A 20,553-nucleotide genomic window follows, 5' to 3' on the forward strand; every position below is an offset into this window, starting at 1 on the left:
GATTCCACCGACGTTTCATCGACAACGCATTTCACCGAGCTTCATTGCGAGGGCGCGGCCCGGATCTTCCGGGACCGCGCCCCGTGTCCAAAGGATATCCTGTGCACATACTCGAACAACGCTTCCTGCGTGGTCCTAACATCCACGCGGAAACCCCCTGCCTGCTCTCCGTCCTCGACCTGGGCGACCTGTACGGCGTCTCCACCCGCGACCTGCCGACCTTCACGCATGCGCTGCTGGACCTGCTGCCCTCGCTGGCCGACTACCTGGTGCCCACCGGCCAGCCGGGCGGCTTCGCCCAGCGCCTGCGCGAAGGCACCTACCTGGCGCGCGTGGTCGAACACGTGACGCTGGGCCTGCAATGCCTGGCCGGCGCGCCCGCCGCGTTCGGCCGTACCCGTCCCGTGACCGGCAAGCCGGGCCTGTACCGCATCGTCTGCGCCTACCAGCTGGAAAAGGTGGCGCAGCCGGCCTTCGCGCTGGCCGTCGACGTCGTCGATGCGCTGGCCCATGGCCAGTCCTTCGACCTCGCGCCGCGGCTCGAGGAACTGCGCGAACTGGCGCGCCACTACGCGATCGGCACCAGCACGGCGGCCGTGCTGGCGGCGGCCCAGGAACGCGGGATCCCGGTGCAGCGCATCACCGAGGACGCCAACCTGTTCCAGCTGGGCTGGGGCGCGCAGCAGAAGCGCATCCAGGCCACCGTGACGGGCGAGACCAGCACCATCGCCGTGCGCATCGCCAGCGACAAGCAGCTGACCAAGCAGTTGCTGCAGGAAGCCGGCGTGCCGGTGCCGCAGGGCGAGACCGTGTCCTCGATCGACGACGCGCTGCGCGTGGCGCGCCGCCTGGCGGCGCCGGTCACGCTCAAGCCGCTGGACGGCAACCAGGGCCGCGGCGTGACCGTGAACTGCCGGACCGACGCCGAGATCGAGCAGGCCTACGCGTTCGCGCGCCGCCACGGCAAGCGCATCGTCGTCGAGCGCTTCGTCGAGGGCGCCGACTACCGCGTGCTGGTGGCGGGCGGGCGCGTGGCGGCGGCGTCGTGCCGGCGCCCGGCCCACGTGACCGGCGACGGCGAGCGCACGATCCGCGCGCTGGTGGAGATCGAGAACGCCAACCCGGCGCGCGGCGCCGGCCACACCAACATCCTGACGAAGATCGCGCTCGACGCCCATGCCGAGGACCTGCTGCGCAAGCAGGGCTGGACGCCCGACGCCGTGCCGCCGGCCGGCGCCACCGTCTGGCTGCGCGGGAACGCCAACCTGTCCACCGGCGGTACCGCCGAGGACGTGACCGACCTGCTGCCGGAATCGACGCGCCGCCTGTGCGTGCGCGCCGCCGCCAAGATCGGCCTGGACGTGGCCGGCATCGACATCGTCTGCCGCGACATCGCGCTGCCGCTGGACGCGCAGGGCGGCGCCGTCATCGAGGTCAACGCGGCGCCGGGCATCCGCATGCACGAGCACCCGAGCAGCGGCCAGGCGCGCGGCGCCGGCGAGGCCATCGTCGACGGCCTGTTCGGCAGCGGCGACGGCCGCATCCCGATCATCGCCCTGACGGGCACCAACGGCAAGACCACGACCACGCTGCTGGTGGCGCACACGGTGCGCCTGGCCGGGCCCGTGACCGGCGTCACCACCACGCACGGCGTCTACATCGACGGCAAGCAGGTCGTGAAGGGCGACTGCACCGGCTACTGGTCGGCGCGCACCGTGCTGGCCTCGCCCGACGTGGAATTCGCCGTGATGGAGACCGCGCGCGGCGGCATCCTCAAGCGCGGACTGGCGTTCGACCGCTGCGACGTCGGCATCGTGCTGAACGTGGCGCCCGACCACCTGGGGCTGGACGGCGTCGACACCATCGAGGACCTGGCCCAGGTCAAGGCCGTGGTACCGATGTCGGCCTCGCGCGCCGTGGTGCTCAACGCCGAGGATCCGTTGTGCGTGGCGATGGCGCGGCGCATCCGCCCGGACGTCGAGATCCTGTATTTCTCGATGGAGGCCGACAACCCGGTGCTGCTGCGCCACCTGGAAGAGGGCGGCCGCGCCGCCTACCTGCAGGACAACGCCATCGTCATCGCCGATGCCGCCTACCACCAGGAACTGGTGCGGGTGGAGAGCATGCCGATCGCCTTCGGCGGGCGGGCGCGCTACAACATCGCCAACGCGCTGGCCGCCGCGGCCGGGCTGCTGGCGGCCGGCTTTTCCAACCTGCAGATCGCGACCGGCCTGTCCACGTTCGTGAGCGACGGCAAGACCAATCCGCTGCGCACCAATGTGTTTGACATCCGCGGCGTGACCGTGATCGTCGACTACGCCCACAACACGGCCGCCTACGCGGCGCTGGGCGAGATGGCGCGGGCGCTGCTGCCGCGCCAGCTGGTGGGCATCGTGACGGCGCCGGGCGACCGCCGCGACACCGACCTGCTCGACATCGGCCGCACCTGCGCGGCGCGCTTCGACGAGCTGGTGGTGTACGAATCGGCCTCGCGCGGCCGGCCGGTGGGCGACGCCGTCGACCTGATCCTGCGCGGCGCGCAGGACGTGGTGGGCGTGTCCGACACGCTGCACCGCGAGCTGGACGTGGGCGAGGCGATCCGCCTGGGATTGTCGTTGTGCGAGCGCGGCGACGTGCTGGTGTTCGCCTGCGGATCGTCGCTGGACGTGTTCGTCGAGGCGGTCGCGCAGATGGATCCGGAAAGCGCCCGGCGGATCGCGGCGCAGGTCGGCTGATCAGCGGCCCAGGTTCGCGCGCGCGCTCGCCTCGTACGCCGCGAAGAACCACGCCGTATGGTAGATGCGCGGCCGCGCCAGGAAGCCGTCCAGCACGCGCCGCCGCGCCGCGCGGTAGTCCGCCTCGGCGACGTGGGCGTACTCCGCGCGCACCTGGCGCTCGTACTGCGCGAAGCGCGCCGGCGGCGCGGCCAGGATGGCCAGGTCGACGTCGAGCAGGACGGCGCGGTCCGGGTCGCCGTCCGGCGCATGCGATTGCGTCGCCATCACCAGCGCATGCACCCGCCGCACCACCTCGTCGGCGGCGCCGGCCGTCCGCAGGCAGCCGCTCGCCAGCGCGGCGCTGCGCGCCTCGTTGTCGTGCCGGTGCACGTCGTAGACGGCGTCGTGGAACCATAGCGCCAGCGCGATCTCGCCGGGATGGGCGGCCACGCCGGCCAGCCGGTCGAGGGCGGCGAAGCACTCGTCCAGGTGCTGCAGCGTGTGGTAGTGCCGGTGCGGCGCGCGGTAGCGCTGCAGCAGGTCGCGCAACACCGCGGCCGGTGGCGCGGGCAGGCCGAGCTGGCGCCAGGCCTGCCGCCAGCGGCGGCGCCAGGTGCGCATGGTGGCGCACATCGGGGCGCTCATCGGACGATCTCGCGCGCGCAGGGCATGTTCATACGGCATCCTCCCGCGCTGGCCGGCCGGCCGGCGGCTCGGCGTCGATGCAGCGCAGCGCGAACTGCATGGCCATGCCGGCCGCAAAGCCCTCCGGCACCAGCTCGCGCGCCGCGCTGGACAGCTGGAACGCGCCTTCCATGAACGCCAGCAGGCCCGCCGCCAGGCGCGGCGCCTGCGCCGTGGCTTTCGCGCGCGCCGCCAGGCACGCCTGCAGGCACCCGGTGAGGGCCGCCAGTTCCTCGTTCAGCACGGCGCGATAGGCGCGGCCGACCTCTGGCTGGCGGACCGCTTCGGCGCCGATCATGACCCACGCCGCCACCGCATCCGGCGCCGCGCCCGGCCCGCTGGCCAGGCGCGCATCCAGCCATGCCTGCAGCCGTTCCTGCGGCGTCGTGGCCGCGGCGGCGAGGGCGGCCTCGCGTGCGCGGGCGACACGGGCCAGCGAAGCGATCAGCTCAAGCAGGATTTCCTCCTTGTCGCGGAAGTGGTAGTGCACGAGTCCGGGCGCCAGGCCGGCCCGCCGGGCGATCGCCTGGACCGAGGCGCGCGCGTAGCCCTGGACGGCGATCTCGGCCAGCAGGGCGGCGACGATCTGGCTGCGGCGTTCGGCGGTATTGGGCTTGCGCGGCATGGTGGATCCTGTTTCTTGGTTGATCGACCAAATTATACTTGCATTCGCCCTCGCGCCTGGCTAGATTGCAGATATTTGGTCGGACGATCAATCTTCGATGGGAACGGGAGGATGGACATGGACGAGGGATGGATGGCGATGCCGGCGCCTGTCGTCGCGCTGCTTGCGGCGTTGGCGATAGTCCTCGCGGCCCTGGCGGTGGCATGGCGCAGGCGCGGGCGCGGAGGCGGCCTCGGAGGCGCACGCACCGGCGCCGGCGCGCAGGCATGCGGGAGCGACGCGGCGCCGCGCGCATCGGTCGCCGCGACGGACGCGGGGATCGTCGCGACGGCGCCGGATGGCGCGACGCAATCGGTCCGCTGGGATGCGCTGGCCCGCGTGACGATCCGCACGACCGATGCGGGCCCCTGGGCCGAGGACGTGTTCTGGCTGCTGGAAGACGGGGCGGGGCAGGTGCGCGTGCGGTACGCCGGTGGCGCGGACGGCACGCAGGAAGCGCTGGCGGCCATGCAGGCGCGGCTGGCGGGGTTCGACGACGCGCAGGTCGTGGCGGCCATGGGCAGTACCGGGAACGCGGCGTTCCCGGTGTGGGAGCGCCGCGCGACGAATTGAGCTCGAACCGAGGTCGAACCGGAGTGGCCAGGAAGCGGCCGCCCGGGCGCGGCCCGGGACGGCGGGCTGGCGCCGCCTCAGACGGCTTCGGCCTCGATCCTGCTGGCGGTGGCCGGCGACGTGGGCCGGATCGCCTCGGTCAGCTCGGTGATCGACGAGCCGCAGCCGAAGACTAGCACGTCGCCCGGCGCGCAGCGCGCCAGGCCGGCGCGGATCGCCTGGTGCACGTCCAGCTGCACCTGCAGGTGGTCGGTCTCGAACCGGCCCAGTTGGGCGCCGCGCACCAGCAGCGCGGCCACGGCGCCGGGACCGCGGCCGCGGTTCTCGGACTCGTACACCACCAGCTCGTCGAAGCCCGCGGCGCAGGTCTCGCCGATCTCCACCAGGTCGTCGTCGCGGCGGTCGCCGGGGGCGGCCACCACGCCGACCAGGCGGCCCGGCGTCATCGCGCGCGCCGTCTCGGCCAGCGCGGCGTAGGCGGCGGCGTTGTGGGCGTAGTCGACGATGACGGTGACGCCGTCGACGTCGAACACGTTCGAGCGCAGCGGATTGTGCTTCCAGTCGGAGACGAAGGTGCGCAGGCCGTCGATGATCTCCAGGTTGCCGAAGCCGCTCGCCGACAGCGCGGCCGCCGCCGCCAGGCTGTTGGCGATGTTGTAGCGCGCCGCGCCCTTGAGGGTGACCGGCATGCTGCGCACGTCCAGCAGCGCCTCGTGGCGCGCGCCGTTGGCCAGCACGATCGTGTTGTCCTGCAGGTAGACCGCGCGGCCGCCCCGTTCCAGGTGGCGCAGCAGCACCGGATTGTCGGCGTCGAGCGCGAAATACAGCACTTCCACGCCCTCGTCCAGCTTGGCGGCCATCGCCACGCAATGGTCGTCCTCGGCGTTGAGCACCACGGCGCGGCGCGCGGCGCGGGCCACGACCAGCTTGACCGCGGCCAGTTCCTCGACGCTGTGCACGCCGTCCAGGCCCAGGTGGTCGGCCGACACGTTCAGCACCACGGCGACGTCGCAGCGGTCGTAGGCCAGGCCGCGCTTGAGCAGGCCGCCGCGCGCCGTCTCCAGCACGGCGAAGTCGACGTCGGGGCTGGCCAGCACGGTGCGCGCCGAGCGGTAGCCGGTGCAGTCGCCCTTGACGATGCGCTCGCCGTCGATGTAGACGCCCTCGGTGGTCGTCACCCCGGTGCGCAGGCCCGCCATGCGGGTGGTATGCGCGACCAGCAGCGACGTGGTGGTCTTGCCGTTGGTGCCCGTCACGGCGACCACCGGGATGCGGCCGTCGTCCTCGCCGAACAGCGCGTCGACGATGGCGGCGCCGGCGTCGCGCGGGGTGCCGCGGCTCGGGTACTGGTGCATGCGGATGCCCGGCGCCGCGTTCACTTCGATGATGCCGCCGTCCTGCTCGCGCAGCGGCAGCGCGATGTCGCGGCAGACGATGTCGATGCCCGCCACGTCCAGGCCGATGGTGCGCGCGGCGCGGATGCAGATGTCGCGCGTTTCTTCCGGCAGCAGGTCGGTCACGTCCTCGGCGGTGCCGCCGGTCGACAGGTTGGCGCTGCCGCGCAGGTCCACCTGCGCGCCCTCGGGCGGGACCGCGTCCAGGTCGTAGCCCTGCTTGGCCAGCACCTGCAGCGCGAGTTCGTCGAGCGGGATCCTGGTGAGGATGTTGGCGTGGCCCTCGCCGCGCGCCGGATTGCGGTTTTCCAGCTCGACCAGCGCGCGCACCGTCGACACGCCGTCGCCGGTGACGTGCGGCGGACGGCGCCACGACGCGGCCGCCACCGTCCTGCCGGTGACCAGCACGCGGTAGTCGCGGCCCTGCAGGAATTCCTCGACGATGACGTGGCGGCCGTACTCGCGCGCGAACGCGAACGCCCGTTCCACCTCCTGCGGCGTGGCGCAGGCGACGGTCACGCCCTTGCCCTGGTTGGCGTCCAGCGGCTTGATGGTGACCGGGCGGCCCAGGCGCCGCGCCACGCGCTGCGCCTGTTCCAGCGTGGTGACGGTGGCGCCCGAGGGCACCGGCACGCCGGCCTGGTCGAGCAGGGTCTTGGTCAGCTGCTTGTCGCTGGCGATGCCCACGGCGATGTGGCTGGAAGCGCCGGTGATGGTCGCCTGCAGGCGCTTCTGGCGGCTGCCCCAGCCCAGCTGGAACAGGTTGGCGTCGTCGGTCAGGCGCAGGCTCGGGATGCCGCGCCGCTGCGCCGCGGCCAGCACGGCGGCCGTGCTGGTGCCGATCGCGTGGCGCCGCGCGCAGGCGCGCAGCGCGTCCAGCATGGCCTCGAGGTCGGGCGTCTCGTGGTGCGTGCAGGCCTGGACCAGCGTGCGCGCCGCGTCTAGGGCGGCGCGCGCCACCTGTTCGACGGCGTAGCCGCAGACGATGCGCACGCTGTCCGGCCGGGCCGGATCGGCCACGACGCGGCTGAACGCGCCCGGGGCGCCGGCCAGGCGCTGCAGTTCCATCAGCACGGGTTCGAGGGCGTCGTGGGCGGCCTGGCAGTCGGACAGGCGCGCCGAGGCTTCCGGCGCGATGCCCGGGAGCAGGGCCAGCAGGCGGGCACCGAGGCCGGCCAGGCCGGGTTCGGGCGCGGCGGTGGTGTCGACCACGACCAGCAGGCAGGGTGTCGCGGCGTACAGGTTGGGGCCGCGCAGGAAGCGTTGTTCGGTGATTCTCATGAGATCGGGTTCCGTTTGGTGACGTTTTCCAGGAACTCGAGCAGCGGCGCCGGGATACGGCGCGCGTTCGTGTCCCCATTGCCGGCGCGCGGCAGCAGGTACTTGCTGCCCGAGGGCAACAGGTGCAGGCGCACGTCGATCATTTCCGGGGTTTCGTTGTTGGCGATGTCGGCGATATTGGTTTCCATCGTGCGGCCGTCGACGATGGTGACGGCGCCCTGGCCGAGCACCTCGATGCCGACGCCGCGCTCGACCACGAGGGCGGTGTCCTCGTCGATGCCGATGCCTTGCAGGTACGGGTTCTGGGCCACGACCGACAGCAGCCGCGACAGGCGCTGGCGCTCCGAGAAATGCTGGTCGACGACGACCTTGTGCAGGAAGCCCAGGCCGGCGCCCAGGCTCACCGAACCCTTCTCGGGATGCAGTTCGACGCGCCCGGTGGCCAGCATGTGGCCCGACATCGCCGAGGCGCCGGCGCTGGTGCCGCCGATGCAGGCGCCGCGCAGCTTGAGGGCGGCGTGCATCTCGGCGTCCAGCGCGGTGCCGCCGATGATGGCGAGCAGGCGTTTCTGGTCGCCGCCGGTCATGAAGATGCCGTCGGCGTCGAGCACGTCGCGGATGTGCGCTTCGTCGTTGGCGTCCTGGCGGCTGGCCAGGTGCAGGTGCACGTGGCGGGTCACGCCGAGGTCGGCGAACGCCTTGTCGTAGGTTTCCCACATGTGCTCGGCGACGGCGCTGGCCGCCGAGATCACGACGATCTTGGCACTGGTGCCGCCGGACAGCTCGACGAAGCGCTTGAGGATCGCCATGTCGTGCTGCTTGTCCTCGTGGCCGCCGATGATCACCAGGTTGCCGAAGCCCCTGGCCAGTTGCGCGGCCTTGTCCTGGATGGCCTGGTCCTGGGTCGTCATTGCGCGCTCCTTTGCGCCCGCGGCATGTCGCGGTTGCTGAGCGCGCCGGCCTCGGTGCCGCTGACGGCGATCAGGCCCACCGGCACCGCCGGGTCGAACAGCGCGATGCCGCGTTCCAGGGCGCGGTCGAGCGGCATGCCGTCCTCGATCCAGCCGTACACGGTGCGCGCCAGCAGGTGGCGCACGATCTGTTCGCCGATGCCGGTGGCGGCGACGGCGCCCGCCGGTCCGGCATAGAAGCCGCTGCCGATGATCGGCGTGTCGCCGACGCGGCCCAGCAGCGACGGCGCCGAGCCGCCGGTGGACAGGGCCACGGCGAAGTGCCCGTCCGGTCCGCGCACGACGGCGCCGACCGTGTCGCAGGCGGCGTTCTCGGGCAGTTCGAGCGGGGTCTGGTAGTTCCAGAAGCGCAGGAAGGCCTTGGCCTGCGGGTCGATGCCGGGCATCGCCGGCAGCGACCCGGACAGCGACTTGACGACCTTCTCGTGGGCGTCGCGCTGGCGCTGGCTGATCGCGGTGTGGACCGGATGGCCGATGGCGGCGGCGAAGCGGTTGGCGCCGTCGCCGGCCAGCAGCCAGTGCGGCGTCTCGGCCACGGCGCGCGCCAGCAGCACGGGGTTGCGCACGCCCTGCACGCAGGCCACGGCGCCCAGGCGCCCCCTGGTGTCCATGATCGACGCGTCCATCTCGACGGTGGCGCCGTCCAGGCACAGCACCGAGCCGGTGCCGGCGTTGAAGCGGCCGTCGTCCTCCATCGCCGCGACGGCGGCGATGGCCGCCTCCAGGGCGTCGCCGCTGATGCCGAGTTCTTCCACCGCCAGCCGGGCGGCGCGTTCGCAGCCGTCGTCGTACTCGCGCGGGCTGCCGGCGCCGCCGTGCACGACGATCGCATATCCTTGTTGGGTCAAGCTCATTCTTGTTCGTTCTCCGATGCGTTTGCCATTGCCAGGAATTCGTGTGAACGTGGCATGACGAATCTCCGCATTATGCAAACGATGGGAAATTTGTAACATCGGTACCCTGGCCGTGTGATTGTAAGAGAGGGCTTACACGGACGAGCCGGCCTGGCGTCACCCCATCGCGGACATCCCGCGCAGCGCCTGGCGCAGTTCGCGCGCGACCTGGCGCCGCCGCGCCTCGCCCACGAAGCGGCCGATCGCCACCCGCGTGCCGCGCGACTCGAGCCACAGCAGCGCCGGCGCGCCGTCGGCCAGCCCGACCCGCGTCCACAGCGGGTCCAGGCGTACCGTGCTGCGCCGGTCGGCGCGCACGCACTCGACCAGCAGGCCGTCGTCCGACAGGGCGATGCGCTCGTGGTCGGTGGCGTGGCGGGCGTACAGTAGCAGGGCGGTGCCGACCAGCGCCAGCTCCACCAGGGTGAAGGCGAGCACCTGCCACACGCCGCGCGCCAGGAAGGCGATGCCGACGGCGAGCGCGGCCGCGCACAGGCCGGCGTAGGCGAGGGCGACCTGGCGCGGCGCCAGGGAACAGTTGCGCTGCAGGGTCCATTCGCGGTGCATGGCGCGCTCCGGGCCGGGTTCGGTGGCGGACAGGGTGGCCGAGCGATGATACGCCGATCGCGTGCGCCGGCGTCGCCCTGGTGGGACATCGCCCCATGCCAGGAGGTGCCGGGGCCGCCGGAATCTGCTACACTCTCGCCCCTTTTGCATCGAGAGGCTTTCATGGCGAACGCTTGCGGCGTCGATTTCGGCACGTCCAACTCCACCGTCGGCTGGGCGCGGCCCGGCCAACCGGCCCTGCTGGCCCTCGAGGACGGCAAGGCGACGCTGCCCTCCGTGGTGTTCTTCAATGCCGACGAGGAGGAGGTGCGCTACGGCCGCGCGGCGCTGGCCGACTACCTCGAAGGCTACGAGGGCCGCCTGATGCGTTCGCTGAAGTCGCTGCTGGGCACGAGCCTCATGGACGGCCAGACCGAGGTCGCCGGCCGCGCGCTGCCGTTCCGCCAGCTGCTGGGCCATTTCATCGGCGAGGTCAAGCGCCGCGCCGAGCGCCAGGCCGGGCGCGAATTCGGCAGCGCCGTGTTCGGGCGTCCCGTGTTCTTCGTCGACGACGACCCCGCGGCCGACCGCCTGGCGGAGGACACGCTGGCCGAGATCGCCCGTTCGGTGGGCTTTCGCGAGATCGGCTTCCAGTACGAGCCGATCGCCGCGGCGTTCGACTACGAGTCGCGCATCGACGTCGAGGAACTGGTCCTGATCGCCGACATCGGCGGCGGCACCTCGGACTTCTCGCTGGTGCGCCTGGGACCGCAGCGCATGGCGCGTCCCGAGCGCCGCGACGACCTGTTGGCCAACGGCGGCGTGCACATCGGCGGCACCGACTTCGACAAGTACCTGAGCCTGGCCAGCGTGATGCCGCTGCTGGGCTACGGCAGCACGCTGGTGTCGGGCGCGGCGATCCCGTCCAGCTATTATTTCAACCTGGCCACCTGGCACACGATCAACCAGGCCTATACGCGCAAGAGCATCGCCCAGCTGGCCGAACTGGCGCGCGACGCCGCCGAGCCGGACAAGATCAAGCGCCTGCGCCGCCTGATCGACGAGCGCGCCGGCCACTGGCTGGCGATGCGCGTCGAAGAGGCCAAGATCGCGCTGTCGGACACGCCCGAGGTGGCGCTGGCGCTGGACCGGCTCGATCCGCCGGAACTGCTGCGCGTCACCCGCGCCGGCTTCGCCGATGCGATCGGGGGGCTGGTCGACCAGGTCGGGGCCACCGTGCGGCGCCTGCTGGCCGATGCCGGCGTGGCGCCGGAGCGGGTCGACACGGTATTCTTCACGGGCGGCTCCAGCGGCGTGGCGGCCCTGCGCGAGCGCATCGCCGCCAGCGTGCCGCAGGCGCGCCGCGTGGAGGGCGACCTGTTCGGCAGCATCGGCGCCGGACTGGCGCTCGACGCCGCGCGCCGCTTCGGCTGAACCGGCCGGCCGCGCCGGATGAGATCGCAGTACATCGCAGCACCACTGAAAGGATAGCCGTGTTCGAACGCCCCATCGTCATGCTCGACTTCGAGACCACCGGCCTGTCGCCGGAGAATGGCGACCGCATCACCGAAGTGGCCGCGCTGCGCATCGCCGGCGGCGAGATCGTGGAACGCTACGTCTCGCTCGTCAATTGCGGCGTGCGCATTCCCGCCTTCATCACCCACCTGACCGGCATCACCCAGGCGATGGTCGACGGCGCGCCGCCGGCCGCGCACGTGGTGCCGGAACTGCTGGACTTCATCGGCGGCGACGTGCTGGCCGCGCACAACGCCAGCTTCGACGAGAAATTCCTCAAGGCCGAAGGCGCGCTGCTGGGCCGGTCGTGCCGCCATGCCGGCCTGCTGTGTTCGCTGAAGCTGTCGCGCCGCGTCTTTCCCGGCATGGCCAGCTACAAGCTGGGCCAGCTGTCGGCCGCGCTGGGCATCGTGTTCGGCGGCCGCGCCCACCGCGCCGAGGCCGACGCGGAGGCGGCCGCCCAGGTGCTGCTGCACATCGGGCGCCACCTCGGCACCTCGTACGGCCTGCAGCGCGTGGCGCCCGAGCTGCTGGTGTCGCTGAACGGCGTGGCCGCCGCCAAGGTGCCGCGCTTCATGGACGCCTACGTGGCGGGGCGCCTGCGCTGACCCTTGCCGGCCCGGCCCGCGCCGCCGTCGCCGGCCGGCGCGCAGCCAGCGGGCCACGGCGTGGCGACGGCGCCGTTTTCGTCTTGTCCATCCCTTCCGGCTTGTTGCAGGTCAAATTCGCCACCGCTGTCAAATTTACACTTTTGGCAAGTTTCGAGGCGTTGCCGATGCGTTGCCGCAAGCGCGGCGTGATACCGCGCCGCGCCTCCTGTCTACCAATCCCATTCTGCGGAGAAACAACATGCCAGGCGAGCAGTCGTCGGACGGGGGCGCGCTCCTGTGCTGGTTCGCGCGCGCGGCCGAGCGGGGCGACCCCTACGCGCAATTCAACCTGGGCCTGATGTACAAGGACGGCAAGGGCGTGGCGCGCGACGACGTCGCCGCCTGCCGCTGGCTGCGCCGCGCCGCGCTGCAGCGCCTGGCCTTCGCCCAGAACCACCTCGGCAGCATGTTCTACCAGGGGCGCGGCGTGCGCCAGTCCGACGACGACGCGCTGCACTGGTTCGGCCTGGCCGCGGCCCAGGGCGACGCCTCGGCCCAGCTGAACCTGGGCGAGATGGCACGCCACGGCCGCGGCATGGCGCGCGACCCGGAGCTGGCCGTGTACTGGTACGGCAGGGCGGCCGAGCAGGAACTGGCCGGCGCCCAGCACCTGCTGGCCGAATGCTACCTGCGCGGCGAGGGCGTGGCCACCAGCCACGCGCTGGCGATGGCCTGGTTCCGCAAGGCCGCCGTGCAGGAGCATGCGCCGGCCGAGGTGTGCCTGGGCCTGATGTACCGCCAGGGCCAGGGCGTGGCGCCGAACGAGGCGGTGGCCATGCACTGGTTCCGGCGCGCCGCCGCGCGCGGCGACGCCTGCGCGCAGCGGCTGGTCGGGCTGGCCGGGCTGGAGCGCGCGCGCACGCCGGCCGCGCGCGCCGGCGCGCTGGCCTGGCTGCGCCGCGCCGCCGGCCAGGGCGATGCCGAGGCCTGCTTCGGCCTGGGGCGCTGGCTGGCCGGCGCCCGCGATGGCGCGGGGGGCACGGTCGGCACGGATGGCACGGTCGGCACGGATGGCGCGGGCGCGATCGACGCCGCCGGGGACGGCCGCGACGATGCCGCCGCGGCCGCCTGGTTCGCGCTGGCGGCCGGCCAGGGCCACGCGCTGGCGCAGTACCACCTGGGCGCCATGTACGCGCGCGGACGCGGCGTGCGGCGCGATCCGGCGCGCGCCCTGCACTGGTACCTGCGGGCGGCCGAACAGGGCGCCGCCAACGCCCAGTTCACGCTCGGCGTGCTGTATGCCAACGGCGAGGGCGTGCGCCGCGACGCCGCGCTGGCCGCCCACTGGTACCGGCGCGCCGCCGAGCAGGGCGACGCCAGCGCCCAGAACAACCTGGGCGTGCTGTACGCGACCGGCCAGGGCGTGCGCCAGGACGACGTCCTGGCGGTGCAGTGGTACGGCCTGGCGGCCGCGCAGGGCCATGCGCTGGCGCGGTACAACCTCGGCGGCATGTACGGCAGCGGCCGCGGCGTGGCGCGCGACCGCCTGCGCTCCACGATGTGGATGCTGCTCGCGGCCGACGCCGGCGATCCGTCCGCCGCGGCCGGCGCGGCGGACGAGGGCGGCGCCGGCCTGCGCCGGGCGTGGCGCGGCGCGCGCGCGGCCGCGCGTTCGCTGCGGCGCGCCGCCTGACGGTGGCGTCGGCGGTCATTCCTTGCTGCCGACAAAGATTTGTCTGCTGGGCAATTCGCGCTATCATGCCTTGCGGCAGATGCCGTCCATTCCACAGACTAACGACTACACCATGCTCATGAGACACGCCACCCTTGTCGCCGCCCTGGTCGCGGCATTCGGCGCCGGTCCGGCGATCGGCCAGACCTGCGCCGCCGACGGGACGCCGCTGGCCTACCCGGTCGCGAAGAAGGTCGACCAGACCGACGATTACCACGGCACCAAGGTCGCCGACCCATACCGCTGGCTCGAGGACGCGAACAGCCAGGAAACCAAGGCCTGGGTCGATGCCGAGAACAAGGTGACCCAGGACTACCTGGCAGGGATCCCGCAGCGCGAGGCGATCCGCCAGCGCCTGACCGAGTTGTGGAACTACGAGCGCTACAGCACGCCGTACAAGGAAGGCGGCCGCTACTTCTACAGCCGCAACGACGGCCTGCAGAACCAGGCCGTGCTGTACACCATGAAGTCGCTGTCCGACACGCCGCGCGTGCTGCTCGACCCGAACACGCTGGCCGCCGACGGCACCGTCGCGCTGGCCGGCACCGCCGTCAGCCCGGACGGCAGGCTGCTGGCCTACTCGACGGCGGCGTCCGGCTCCGACTGGAACGAGATCCGCGTGCGCGACATCGACACCGGCAAGGACCTCGTCGACCACGTGCGCTGGGTGAAATTCTCCAGCACCGCCTGGACCCACGACGGCAAGGGCTTCTTCTACAGTCGCTACGACGCGCCGCAGGAAGCGACCAAGCTGGCCGACGTCAATTATTTCCAGAAGTTGTACTACCACCGGATCGGCACGCCGCAGGACGCCGACGTGCTCGTCTACGACCGTCCGGACGAGAAGGAATGGGGCTTCCAGGCCATGACCACCGACGACGGCCGCTACCTGCTGATCCAGGCCACCAAGGGCACCGCGCACAAGTACCGCATCTTCTACAAGGACTTGAGCAAGCCGGACGGCAAGGTCCTGCCGCTGATCGACAACTTCGAGGCCGCCTACGACTTCATCGACAACGTCGGCCCGGTGTTCTACTTCGCCACCGACCGCAACGCGCCGCGCAAGCGCATCGTCGCGATCGACACGCGCAGGCCGGACGAGGCCGCCTGGCAGACGGTGGTGCCGGAGGGCCAGCAGACGCTGGTGTCCAGCCACATGCTGAACAACCAGCTCGTCAACGAATACCTGGCCGATGCCAAGAGCGTCGTCAGGATCGTCGACCTGAAGGGCAAGCCGGTGCGCGACGTCGCGCTGCCGGGCATCGGCAGCGTGTCCGGCTTCGGCGGCAAGCGCGGCGACGGCGAGACGTTCTTCTCGTTCGCCAGCTACACGGTGCCCACGACCATCTACCGCCTCGACCTCAAGACCGGCAAGCGCAGCGTGTTCCGCCAGCCCAAGGTCCGGTTCGACCCGGACGACTACGAGACGCGCCAGCAGTTCTACACCAGCAAGGACGGCACCCGGGTGCCGATGTTCATCGTCGCGAAGAAGGGCCTCAAGCTCGACGGCAACAACCCCACCTACCTGTACGGCTACGGCGGCTTCAACATCTCGCTGACGCCGGGCTTCTCCCCGGCCAACCTGGCGTGGATGGAAATGGGCGGCGTGTACGTCGTCGCCAACCTGCGCGGCGGCGGCGAGTACGGCGAATCCTGGCACGCGTCGGGCACCAGGCTCAACAAGCAGAACGTGTTCGACGACTTCATCGGCGCGGCCGAATGGCTGGTCGCCAACAAGGTGACGTCGCCGGCGAAGCTGGCGATCGGCGGCGGCAGCAATGGCGGCCTGCTGGTCGGCGCGGCGATGACCCAGCGTCCGGACCTGTTCGGCGCCGCGATCCCGCAGGTGGGCGTGATGGACATGCTGCGCTTCCACAAGTTCACCATCGGCTGGGCCTGGACTTCGGACTACGGCTCGTCGGAAAACGCCGATGAGTTCAAGGCGCTGGTGAAATACTCGCCGCTGCACAACCTGAAACCGGGCACCTGCTATCCGGCCACGATGATCACGACGGCCGACCACGACGACCGCGTGGTGCCGGCGCACAGCTTCAAGTTCGCCGCCACCGCCCAGGCCGCGCAGGCCGGCACCAATCCGGTGCTGATCCGCATCGACACCAAGGCCGGCCATGGCGCGGGCAAGCCGACCAGCAAGCAGATCGAGGAGGTCGCCGACCGCTGGGGCTTCCTGACCCGGGCGCTGAAGATGGCGCCGGTGGCCACCGCCGCCACCAACGCCACCGCCACGGTGGCCAGCGGCGGGCAGTAAGCGCCGCACGGCGATGAAGACCGCCTGGCTGGGCGCGGCCTGCGCCTGCATGTCGCTACTGGGTGCGGCGCTGTGGCTGGCGCATGGCCACGGCGCGGCGCGACGCCCGCAGGAGCCGTCCGGCGCGCTGCCGTACGCGCTGCGGGAGGTCGTGTTCCAGGCGCCCGGCCCGAGCGGGCCGCGCCTGGCGGGCACCCTCGCGCTGCCGCCAGGCGCCGGGCCGCACCCGGCCATCGTGCTGGTGCCCGGTTCCGGCGAGGTCGACCGGGACGGCACGCTGTCCGGCCACCGTGTCTACCTGGTGCTGGCGGATGCGCTGGCGCGTCGCGGTTTCGCCGTGTTGCGCAGCGACAAGCGTGGCCTCGGGGCGTCCGGGGGCGATTTCGCCACGGCGACCACCTACGATTTCGCCGCCGACATCCGCGCCGCGGTCGCGTTCCTGCGCACGCGCGCCGACGAGTTCGCCGAGATCGGCGCCATCGACGAGACCATGGCGCCGGCCGTGCTCGAACTTGTTGCCACCTGGGCCGGCGCGCAGGCGCGGGACTGAGCGGCGGCTTGTCGCCGGCACCCGGGGCGCCCGCTGGCCGGATTCGTGGGAAAGAGGTCCGATCCCCGCATCGGCGATTTGGCAACATGCTCCTGTGACATCAACAGGAGATCCCATGATCCGCGACATCGCCTTCGTCGTTTTTCCCGGCTTCCAGCTGGCCGACCTGGCCGCCCTGAACGTGTTCGCGCTGGCCAACGAGCGTGACGACGCACCGCACTACCGCCTGCGCATGCTGTCGCGGCAGGGCGGGCCAGTGCCGGGCTCGGCCGGGGTGACGATCCTCACCGACCCCTTCGCGGCGCTGGCGACGGCGCCGGACACGCTGCTCGTGCCGGGCGGCGACGTGCTCGGGCGCCAGCCGCCGGCCCTGCTCGATTTCCTCGCGGCCACGTCGCACGCGGCGCGCCGCACCGCCAGCATCTGCAGCGGCGCGTTCCTGCTGGCCGCCGCCGGCCTGGCCGACGGCCGCGGCGTCACCACCCACTGGCGGCTCGCCCCGGAACTGCAGCGCCGCCATCCGGCCTTGCGGGTGCTGCCGGACCGTATCTTCGTGCGCGACGGCACGCTCTGGACCTCGGCCGGGATGACGGCCGGCGTCGACCTGGCGCTGGCGCTGGTCGAGGACGACCTGGGCGGGGAAGCGGCGCGCGCGCTGGCGCGGCAGATGGTGGCGGTCTACCGGCGCAGTGGCGGCCAGTCGCAGTTTTCGACGGCGGACCTGGCGCCCGCGTCGGGACGGATCCAGGATGCGCTCGCGTATGCGCGCCGCAACCTGTGCCGGCCGCTGGCGCTGGACGAGCTGGCCGACGCGGCGCGCCTGAGCCGGCGCCAGTTCAGCCGCAGCTTCCGCGCCGAGACCGGCCAGACGCCGGCGCGCGCGGTCGAGCAGCTGCGCGTGCAGGCGGCGCGCGAACTGATCGAGGGCACCTGCCGGCCGATCGACGAGATCGCCCACGCCAGCGGCTTCGGCGACCCGGAACGCATGCGCCGCGCCTTCCTGCGCGCCTTCGGCCACCCGCCCCAGGCTATCCGGCGCCAGGCGCGCGCCGGACAGGCGTCGACCTGATCCGGATCGGCGGCGCCCGCGCGGGCGCCGCCGCGCGCTCAGCGGTGCACGACCACCAGCACGGCCTTGGCCTCGGTCTTGCCGGCGTTGCGGATCGCGTGGTCCTGGTCGGCCGGATAGCGCGCGGTGGCGCCGTGCTTGATTTTCTTCTTGTTCGCCCCGACTTCCAGTTCCACCGTCCCCGTGATGACGGTCAGGTGCTCGCTGGTGCCCGGATCGTGGGCCTGCGAGGCCAGTTCGCCGCCCGGCTGCAGCGTCAGTTCGTACCACTCGTACTTGCCCGCCAGTTCCATCGGGCCGAGGATGCGCAGCGAATAGCCGGCGTGGGCGCCGGGCAGGGTGGGAATCTCGTGGGATTCGACCACGCGGATGGTGTCGGCGGTGCGCACTTCGGACGACAGCAGCTCGCCGATCTGCACCCCGAGGGCATTCGCCAGGCGCCAGGTGATGGCGATGGTGGGATTGGCCTTTTCGCGCTCGATCTGCGACAGCATCGATTTCGACACGCCGGCGATGCGCGACAGGTCTTCCAGCGTCAGGCCGCGCGCCAGGCGCAGGCGCTGCAGGGTAGCGCCGACTTCCGGTGGCGCATTATTGGTCACTGCATTATTCATCTATGCTTGCTTGCAAAGTTCATTAGTCGAAGGTAGTATTCAATATATCGAACTTATGTTCGACATAGAGAACAAGTTCAAGACATCGAACGACCCACGGTACAACATTCGCCAATCCCCGGTCAAGCCGGACAGCAGAAGAGGATGAATTCCATGAGCGACCAGGCCTTCTACGGCGCCCTCCAGCAAAAACTCGACACGCTCCAGAGCGAGGGCTTGTTCAAGCCCGAGCGCGTGCTCGCCTCGCGCCAGGGCGCGGAAGTGGTCGCCCAGGACGGCCGCACGCTGATCAATATGTGCGCCAACAATTACCTGGGCCTGTCCGGCGACCCGGAAACGCAGAAGGCGGCCGAGGCGGCGCTGCAGCGCTACGGCTACGGCCTGTCGTCGGTGCGCTTCATCTGCGGCACCCAGACTGTGCACAAGGAACTGGAACAGGCGCTGTCGCGCTTCCTGGGCACCGAGGACACGATCCTGTACGCGGCCGCCTTCGACGCCAACGGCGGCGTGTTCGAGCCGCTGTTCGACGAGAACGACGCCATCATCTCGGACGCGCTGAACCACGCCTCGATCATCGACGGCGTGCGCCTGTGCAAGGCGGCCCGCTACCGCTACGCCAACAACGACATGGCCGACCTGGAAAAGCAGCTGCAGGCGGCGACGGACGCGGGCAAGCGCCACAAGATCATCGTCACCGACGGCGTGTTCTCGATGGACGGCACCATCGCCAGGCTGGACGAGATCGTGCTGCTGGCCGAGAAATACGGCGCGCTGACCATGATCGACGAATCGCACGCCTCCGGCTTCATGGGCAAGACCGGCCGCGGCACGCACGAGCACCATGGCGTGATCGGCAAGATCGACATCATCACCGGCACGCTGGGCAAGGCGCTGGGCGGCGCGATGGGCGGCTTCACCTCGGGCCGCAAGGAAGTCATCGAGATGCTGCGCCAGAAGTCGCGTCCCTACCTGTTCTCGAATACGCTGGCGCCGATGATCGCCGGCGCCTCGCTGGCCGTGCTGGAGCGCATCGGCAAGTCAACCGAACTGCGCGACCGCCTGATGGAGAATACCGCCTACTTCCGCCAGGAGATCGAGCGCATCGGCTTCACCATCAAGCCGGGCACGCACCCGGTGGTGCCGGTGATGCTGTTCGACGCCCCGGTGGCGCAGAAGTTCGCCGCGCGCATGTTCGAACTGGGCGTGCTGCTGTCGGGCTTCTTCTACCCGGTGGTGCCGATGGGCCAGGCGCGCGTGCGCGTCCAGCTGTCGGCGGCGCACACCCGCGAGCAGCTCGACAAGGTGCTGGCCGCCTTCGCGCAGGCCGGCCGCGAGCTGGGCATCCTCCAGGCCCAATGACGGACTACGGTATCCGCAGGGTGGGCACGCCGTGCCCACCTGCGAACACGTTTGAGACAACAAGACATACAGACAGGTTGAACAGCATGGAACGCATCCTCATCATCGGCGCCAACGGCCAGATCGGCAGTGAACTCGTGAGCGCCCTGGCCGACAAGCACGGCGCCGCCAACGTCGTCGCCTCGGACATCGGCGCCGATAACGTCTACGGCGCGGCCAACTACGTCCGCCTCGACGTGCTCGACCGCGAGGCCGTCGCCCGCCTCGTCGCCGCCGAAGGCATCACCCAGGTGTACCAGCTGGCGGCGCTGCTGTCGGCCACCGGCGAGAAGGCGCCGCTCAAGGCCTGGACGCTGAACATGGACGGCCTGCTGAACATCCTCGAAATCGCCCGCGAGCGCGGCGAAGCCGGCAAGCCCCTGAAGATCTTCTGGCCGTCGTCGATCGCCGCCTTCGGCCCGAACACCCCGTCCGACGCGCCGCAGTACGCCGTGATGGACCCGACCTCGATCTACGGCATCAGCAAGCTGGCCGGCGAGCGCCTGTGCGAGTACTACCACGCCAAGTACGGCGTGGACGTGCGCAGCATCCGCTACCCGGGCATCATCAGCTTCAAGTCGCCCCCGGGCGGCGGCACCACCGACTACGCGATCGCGATCTTCCACGCGGCCCTGCGCGGCGAGACCTACGAATGCTTCCTGGGTCCGGAAACCACGCTGCCGATGATCTACATGCCGGACGCGATCCGCGCCACCATCGAGCTGATGGAAGCCCCGGCCGACAAGGTCGCGATCCGTTCCTCGTACAACGTGGCCGGCGTCTCGTTCAACCCGCGCGAACTGGCCGCCGCCATCCAGGCCAAACGCCCCTCGTTCCGCATCGACTACAAGCCGGACAGCCGCCAGCAGATCGCCGACAGCTGGCCCAAGCGCCTGGACGACGCCCGCGCCACCGCCGACTGGGGCTGGCAGGCGCGCATCGGCATCGACGAGATGGTGGCCGACATGCTGGCCAATATCGACGTCGGCCTCGGCAAGGCCGCCTGATCCGCGACGATACCCCGCCGTTCCCGCGCACGCGGGAACCCGTGCGCCACCGGCCACCCGGTTTGGCCCGGGTTCTCCGCCTGCGC

At 71.4% G+C, this 20,553-nt stretch carries 17 protein-coding genes; 10 read left to right on the top strand and 7 right to left on the bottom strand.

The genetic code is table 11. The features are described from left to right. Positions 1-101: 101 nt before the first annotated feature. Positions 102-2,735 (top strand): cyanophycin synthetase, encoded by a 2,634-nt coding sequence (gene cphA, locus QZ749_RS09575; protein ID WP_296945861.1) that lies wholly within the window; start codon positions 102-104, stop codon positions 2,733-2,735. Here the strand turns inward: cphA (QZ749_RS09575) and QZ749_RS09580 are convergent, their stop codons facing one another. Together QZ749_RS09580 and QZ749_RS09585 are read right to left on the bottom strand one after the other, a co-directional pair. After that, positions 2,736-3,362: a hypothetical protein gene (locus tag QZ749_RS09580; RefSeq protein ID WP_296945862.1), complete on the bottom strand. Its 627-nt coding sequence runs from the start codon at positions 3,360-3,362 to the stop codon at positions 2,736-2,738. Between the two features lie 28 nt (positions 3,363-3,390). Continuing rightward, on the bottom strand, positions 3,391-4,026 hold the full coding sequence (locus tag QZ749_RS09585) for a TetR family transcriptional regulator (RefSeq protein WP_296945863.1): 636 nt from the start codon (positions 4,024-4,026) through the stop codon (positions 3,391-3,393). Between the two features lie 111 nt (positions 4,027-4,137). Between QZ749_RS09585 and QZ749_RS09590 the strand changes: the two genes are divergently transcribed. Next, a complete protein-coding gene (locus QZ749_RS09590) occupies positions 4,138-4,638 on the top strand; it encodes a hypothetical protein (RefSeq protein ID WP_296945865.1) in 501 nt (166 codons plus the stop codon). Between the two features lie 77 nt (positions 4,639-4,715). On the opposite strand, the gene cphA (QZ749_RS09595) is transcribed toward QZ749_RS09590, so the two are convergent. The 4 genes from cphA (QZ749_RS09595) to QZ749_RS09610 all read right to left on the bottom strand — a co-directional run bounded on the left by cphA (QZ749_RS09595) (position 4,716) and on the right by QZ749_RS09610 (position 9,744). After that, entirely contained in the window at positions 4,716-7,313 is a 2,598-nt protein-coding gene (gene cphA, locus QZ749_RS09595; RefSeq protein WP_296945867.1) for a cyanophycin synthetase, read from the bottom strand. Then, positions 7,310-8,224: a cyanophycinase gene (locus QZ749_RS09600; protein ID WP_296945869.1), complete on the bottom strand. Its 915-nt coding sequence runs from the start codon at positions 8,222-8,224 to the stop codon at positions 7,310-7,312. Before QZ749_RS09600 ends, cphA (QZ749_RS09595) begins: the two co-directional genes overlap by 4 nt. Next, positions 8,221-9,138 carry an isoaspartyl peptidase/L-asparaginase gene (locus QZ749_RS09605; RefSeq protein ID WP_296945871.1) on the bottom strand — a complete coding sequence of 306 codons (918 nt, stop codon included), beginning with the start codon at positions 9,136-9,138 and terminating at the stop codon, positions 8,221-8,223. Before QZ749_RS09605 ends, QZ749_RS09600 begins: the two co-directional genes overlap by 4 nt. A gap of 156 nt (positions 9,139-9,294) precedes the next feature. Next, a complete protein-coding gene (locus QZ749_RS09610; protein ID WP_296945874.1) occupies positions 9,295-9,744 on the bottom strand; it encodes a DUF2244 domain-containing protein in 450 nt (149 codons plus the stop codon). A gap of 162 nt (positions 9,745-9,906) precedes the next feature. Between QZ749_RS09610 and QZ749_RS09615 the strand changes: the two genes are divergently transcribed. The 6 genes from QZ749_RS09615 (at position 9,907) to QZ749_RS09640 (ending at position 17,448) form a co-directional block, all read left to right on the top strand. Then, entirely contained in the window at positions 9,907-11,157 is a 1,251-nt protein-coding gene (locus QZ749_RS09615; protein WP_296945877.1) for an Hsp70 family protein, read from the top strand. Between the two features lie 59 nt (positions 11,158-11,216). Beyond that, positions 11,217-11,846, top strand: coding sequence for a PolC-type DNA polymerase III (locus tag QZ749_RS09620; RefSeq protein ID WP_296945881.1), 630 nt, complete (start codon positions 11,217-11,219; stop codon positions 11,844-11,846). 241 nt (positions 11,847-12,087) lie between these two features. After that, complete coding sequence (locus QZ749_RS09625; protein ID WP_296945883.1) at positions 12,088-13,521, top strand: tetratricopeptide repeat protein; 1,434 nt, start codon at positions 12,088-12,090, stop codon at positions 13,519-13,521. A gap of 112 nt (positions 13,522-13,633) precedes the next feature. Further along, positions 13,634-15,829 (top strand): prolyl oligopeptidase family protein, encoded by a 2,196-nt coding sequence (locus tag QZ749_RS09630; RefSeq protein ID WP_296945885.1) that lies wholly within the window; start codon positions 13,634-13,636, stop codon positions 15,827-15,829. Positions 15,830-15,842: 13 nt separating this feature from the next. Continuing rightward, the gene (locus QZ749_RS09635) at positions 15,843-16,379 is read left to right on the top strand and encodes a S9 family peptidase (RefSeq protein ID WP_296945888.1); all 537 of its coding nucleotides are present in this window, start codon (positions 15,843-15,845) and stop codon (positions 16,377-16,379) included. 115 nt (positions 16,380-16,494) lie between these two features. Continuing rightward, positions 16,495-17,448 (top strand): GlxA family transcriptional regulator, encoded by a 954-nt coding sequence (locus QZ749_RS09640; RefSeq protein WP_296945890.1) that lies wholly within the window; start codon positions 16,495-16,497, stop codon positions 17,446-17,448. A gap of 38 nt (positions 17,449-17,486) precedes the next feature. Here QZ749_RS09640 and QZ749_RS09645 read toward each other — a convergent pair whose 3' ends face one another. Further along, complete coding sequence (locus QZ749_RS09645) at positions 17,487-18,062, bottom strand: helix-turn-helix domain-containing protein (RefSeq protein WP_296945892.1); 576 nt, start codon at positions 18,060-18,062, stop codon at positions 17,487-17,489. Positions 18,063-18,215: 153 nt separating this feature from the next. Between QZ749_RS09645 and kbl the strand changes: the two genes are divergently transcribed. Both kbl and QZ749_RS09655 read left to right on the top strand, forming a co-directional pair. Then, positions 18,216-19,421 carry a glycine C-acetyltransferase gene (gene kbl / locus QZ749_RS09650; protein ID WP_296945893.1) on the top strand — a complete coding sequence of 402 codons (1,206 nt, stop codon included), beginning with the start codon at positions 18,216-18,218 and terminating at the stop codon, positions 19,419-19,421. Between the two features lie 86 nt (positions 19,422-19,507). Beyond that, positions 19,508-20,467: an NAD-dependent epimerase/dehydratase family protein gene (locus tag QZ749_RS09655; RefSeq protein WP_296945896.1), complete on the top strand. Its 960-nt coding sequence runs from the start codon at positions 19,508-19,510 to the stop codon at positions 20,465-20,467. Positions 20,468-20,553: the final 86 nt, after the last annotated feature.

Origin of the sequence: uncultured Massilia sp., from assembly GCF_913773735.1 — a bacterium.
Classification (GTDB): Bacteria; Pseudomonadota; Gammaproteobacteria; order Burkholderiales; family Burkholderiaceae_D; genus Telluria.

What these genes read in the sequence shown, in the direction of transcription:
- QZ749_RS09580 (WP_296945862.1), bottom strand. Translation starts at nt 3,362, where the DNA reads ATGAGCGCCCCGATGTGCGCCACCATGCGCACCTGGCGCCGCCGCTGG.
- QZ749_RS09585 (WP_296945863.1), bottom strand. Translation starts at nt 4,026, where the DNA reads ATGCCGCGCAAGCCCAATACCGCCGAACGCCGCAGCCAGATCGTCGCC.
- QZ749_RS09590 (WP_296945865.1), top strand. Translation starts at nt 4,138, where the DNA reads ATGGACATGGACGAGGGATGGATGGCGATGCCGGCGCCTGTCGTCGCG.
- cphA (WP_296945867.1), bottom strand. Translation starts at nt 7,313, where the DNA reads ATGAGAATCACCGAACAACGCTTCCTGCGCGGCCCCAACCTGTACGCC.
- QZ749_RS09600 (WP_296945869.1), bottom strand. Translation starts at nt 8,224, where the DNA reads ATGACGACCCAGGACCAGGCCATCCAGGACAAGGCCGCGCAACTGGCC.
- QZ749_RS09605 (WP_296945871.1), bottom strand. Translation starts at nt 9,138, where the DNA reads ATGAGCTTGACCCAACAAGGATATGCGATCGTCGTGCACGGCGGCGCC.
- QZ749_RS09610 (WP_296945874.1), bottom strand. Translation starts at nt 9,744, where the DNA reads ATGCACCGCGAATGGACCCTGCAGCGCAACTGTTCCCTGGCGCCGCGC.
- QZ749_RS09615 (WP_296945877.1), top strand. Translation starts at nt 9,907, where the DNA reads ATGGCGAACGCTTGCGGCGTCGATTTCGGCACGTCCAACTCCACCGTC.
- QZ749_RS09625 (WP_296945883.1), top strand. Translation starts at nt 12,088, where the DNA reads ATGCCAGGCGAGCAGTCGTCGGACGGGGGCGCGCTCCTGTGCTGGTTC.
- QZ749_RS09630 (WP_296945885.1), top strand. Translation starts at nt 13,634, where the DNA reads ATGCTCATGAGACACGCCACCCTTGTCGCCGCCCTGGTCGCGGCATTC.
- QZ749_RS09635 (WP_296945888.1), top strand. Translation starts at nt 15,843, where the DNA reads ATGAAGACCGCCTGGCTGGGCGCGGCCTGCGCCTGCATGTCGCTACTG.
- QZ749_RS09640 (WP_296945890.1), top strand. Translation starts at nt 16,495, where the DNA reads ATGATCCGCGACATCGCCTTCGTCGTTTTTCCCGGCTTCCAGCTGGCC.
- QZ749_RS09645 (WP_296945892.1), bottom strand. Translation starts at nt 18,062, where the DNA reads ATGAATAATGCAGTGACCAATAATGCGCCACCGGAAGTCGGCGCTACC.
- kbl (WP_296945893.1), top strand. Translation starts at nt 18,216, where the DNA reads ATGAGCGACCAGGCCTTCTACGGCGCCCTCCAGCAAAAACTCGACACG.
- QZ749_RS09655 (WP_296945896.1), top strand. Translation starts at nt 19,508, where the DNA reads ATGGAACGCATCCTCATCATCGGCGCCAACGGCCAGATCGGCAGTGAA.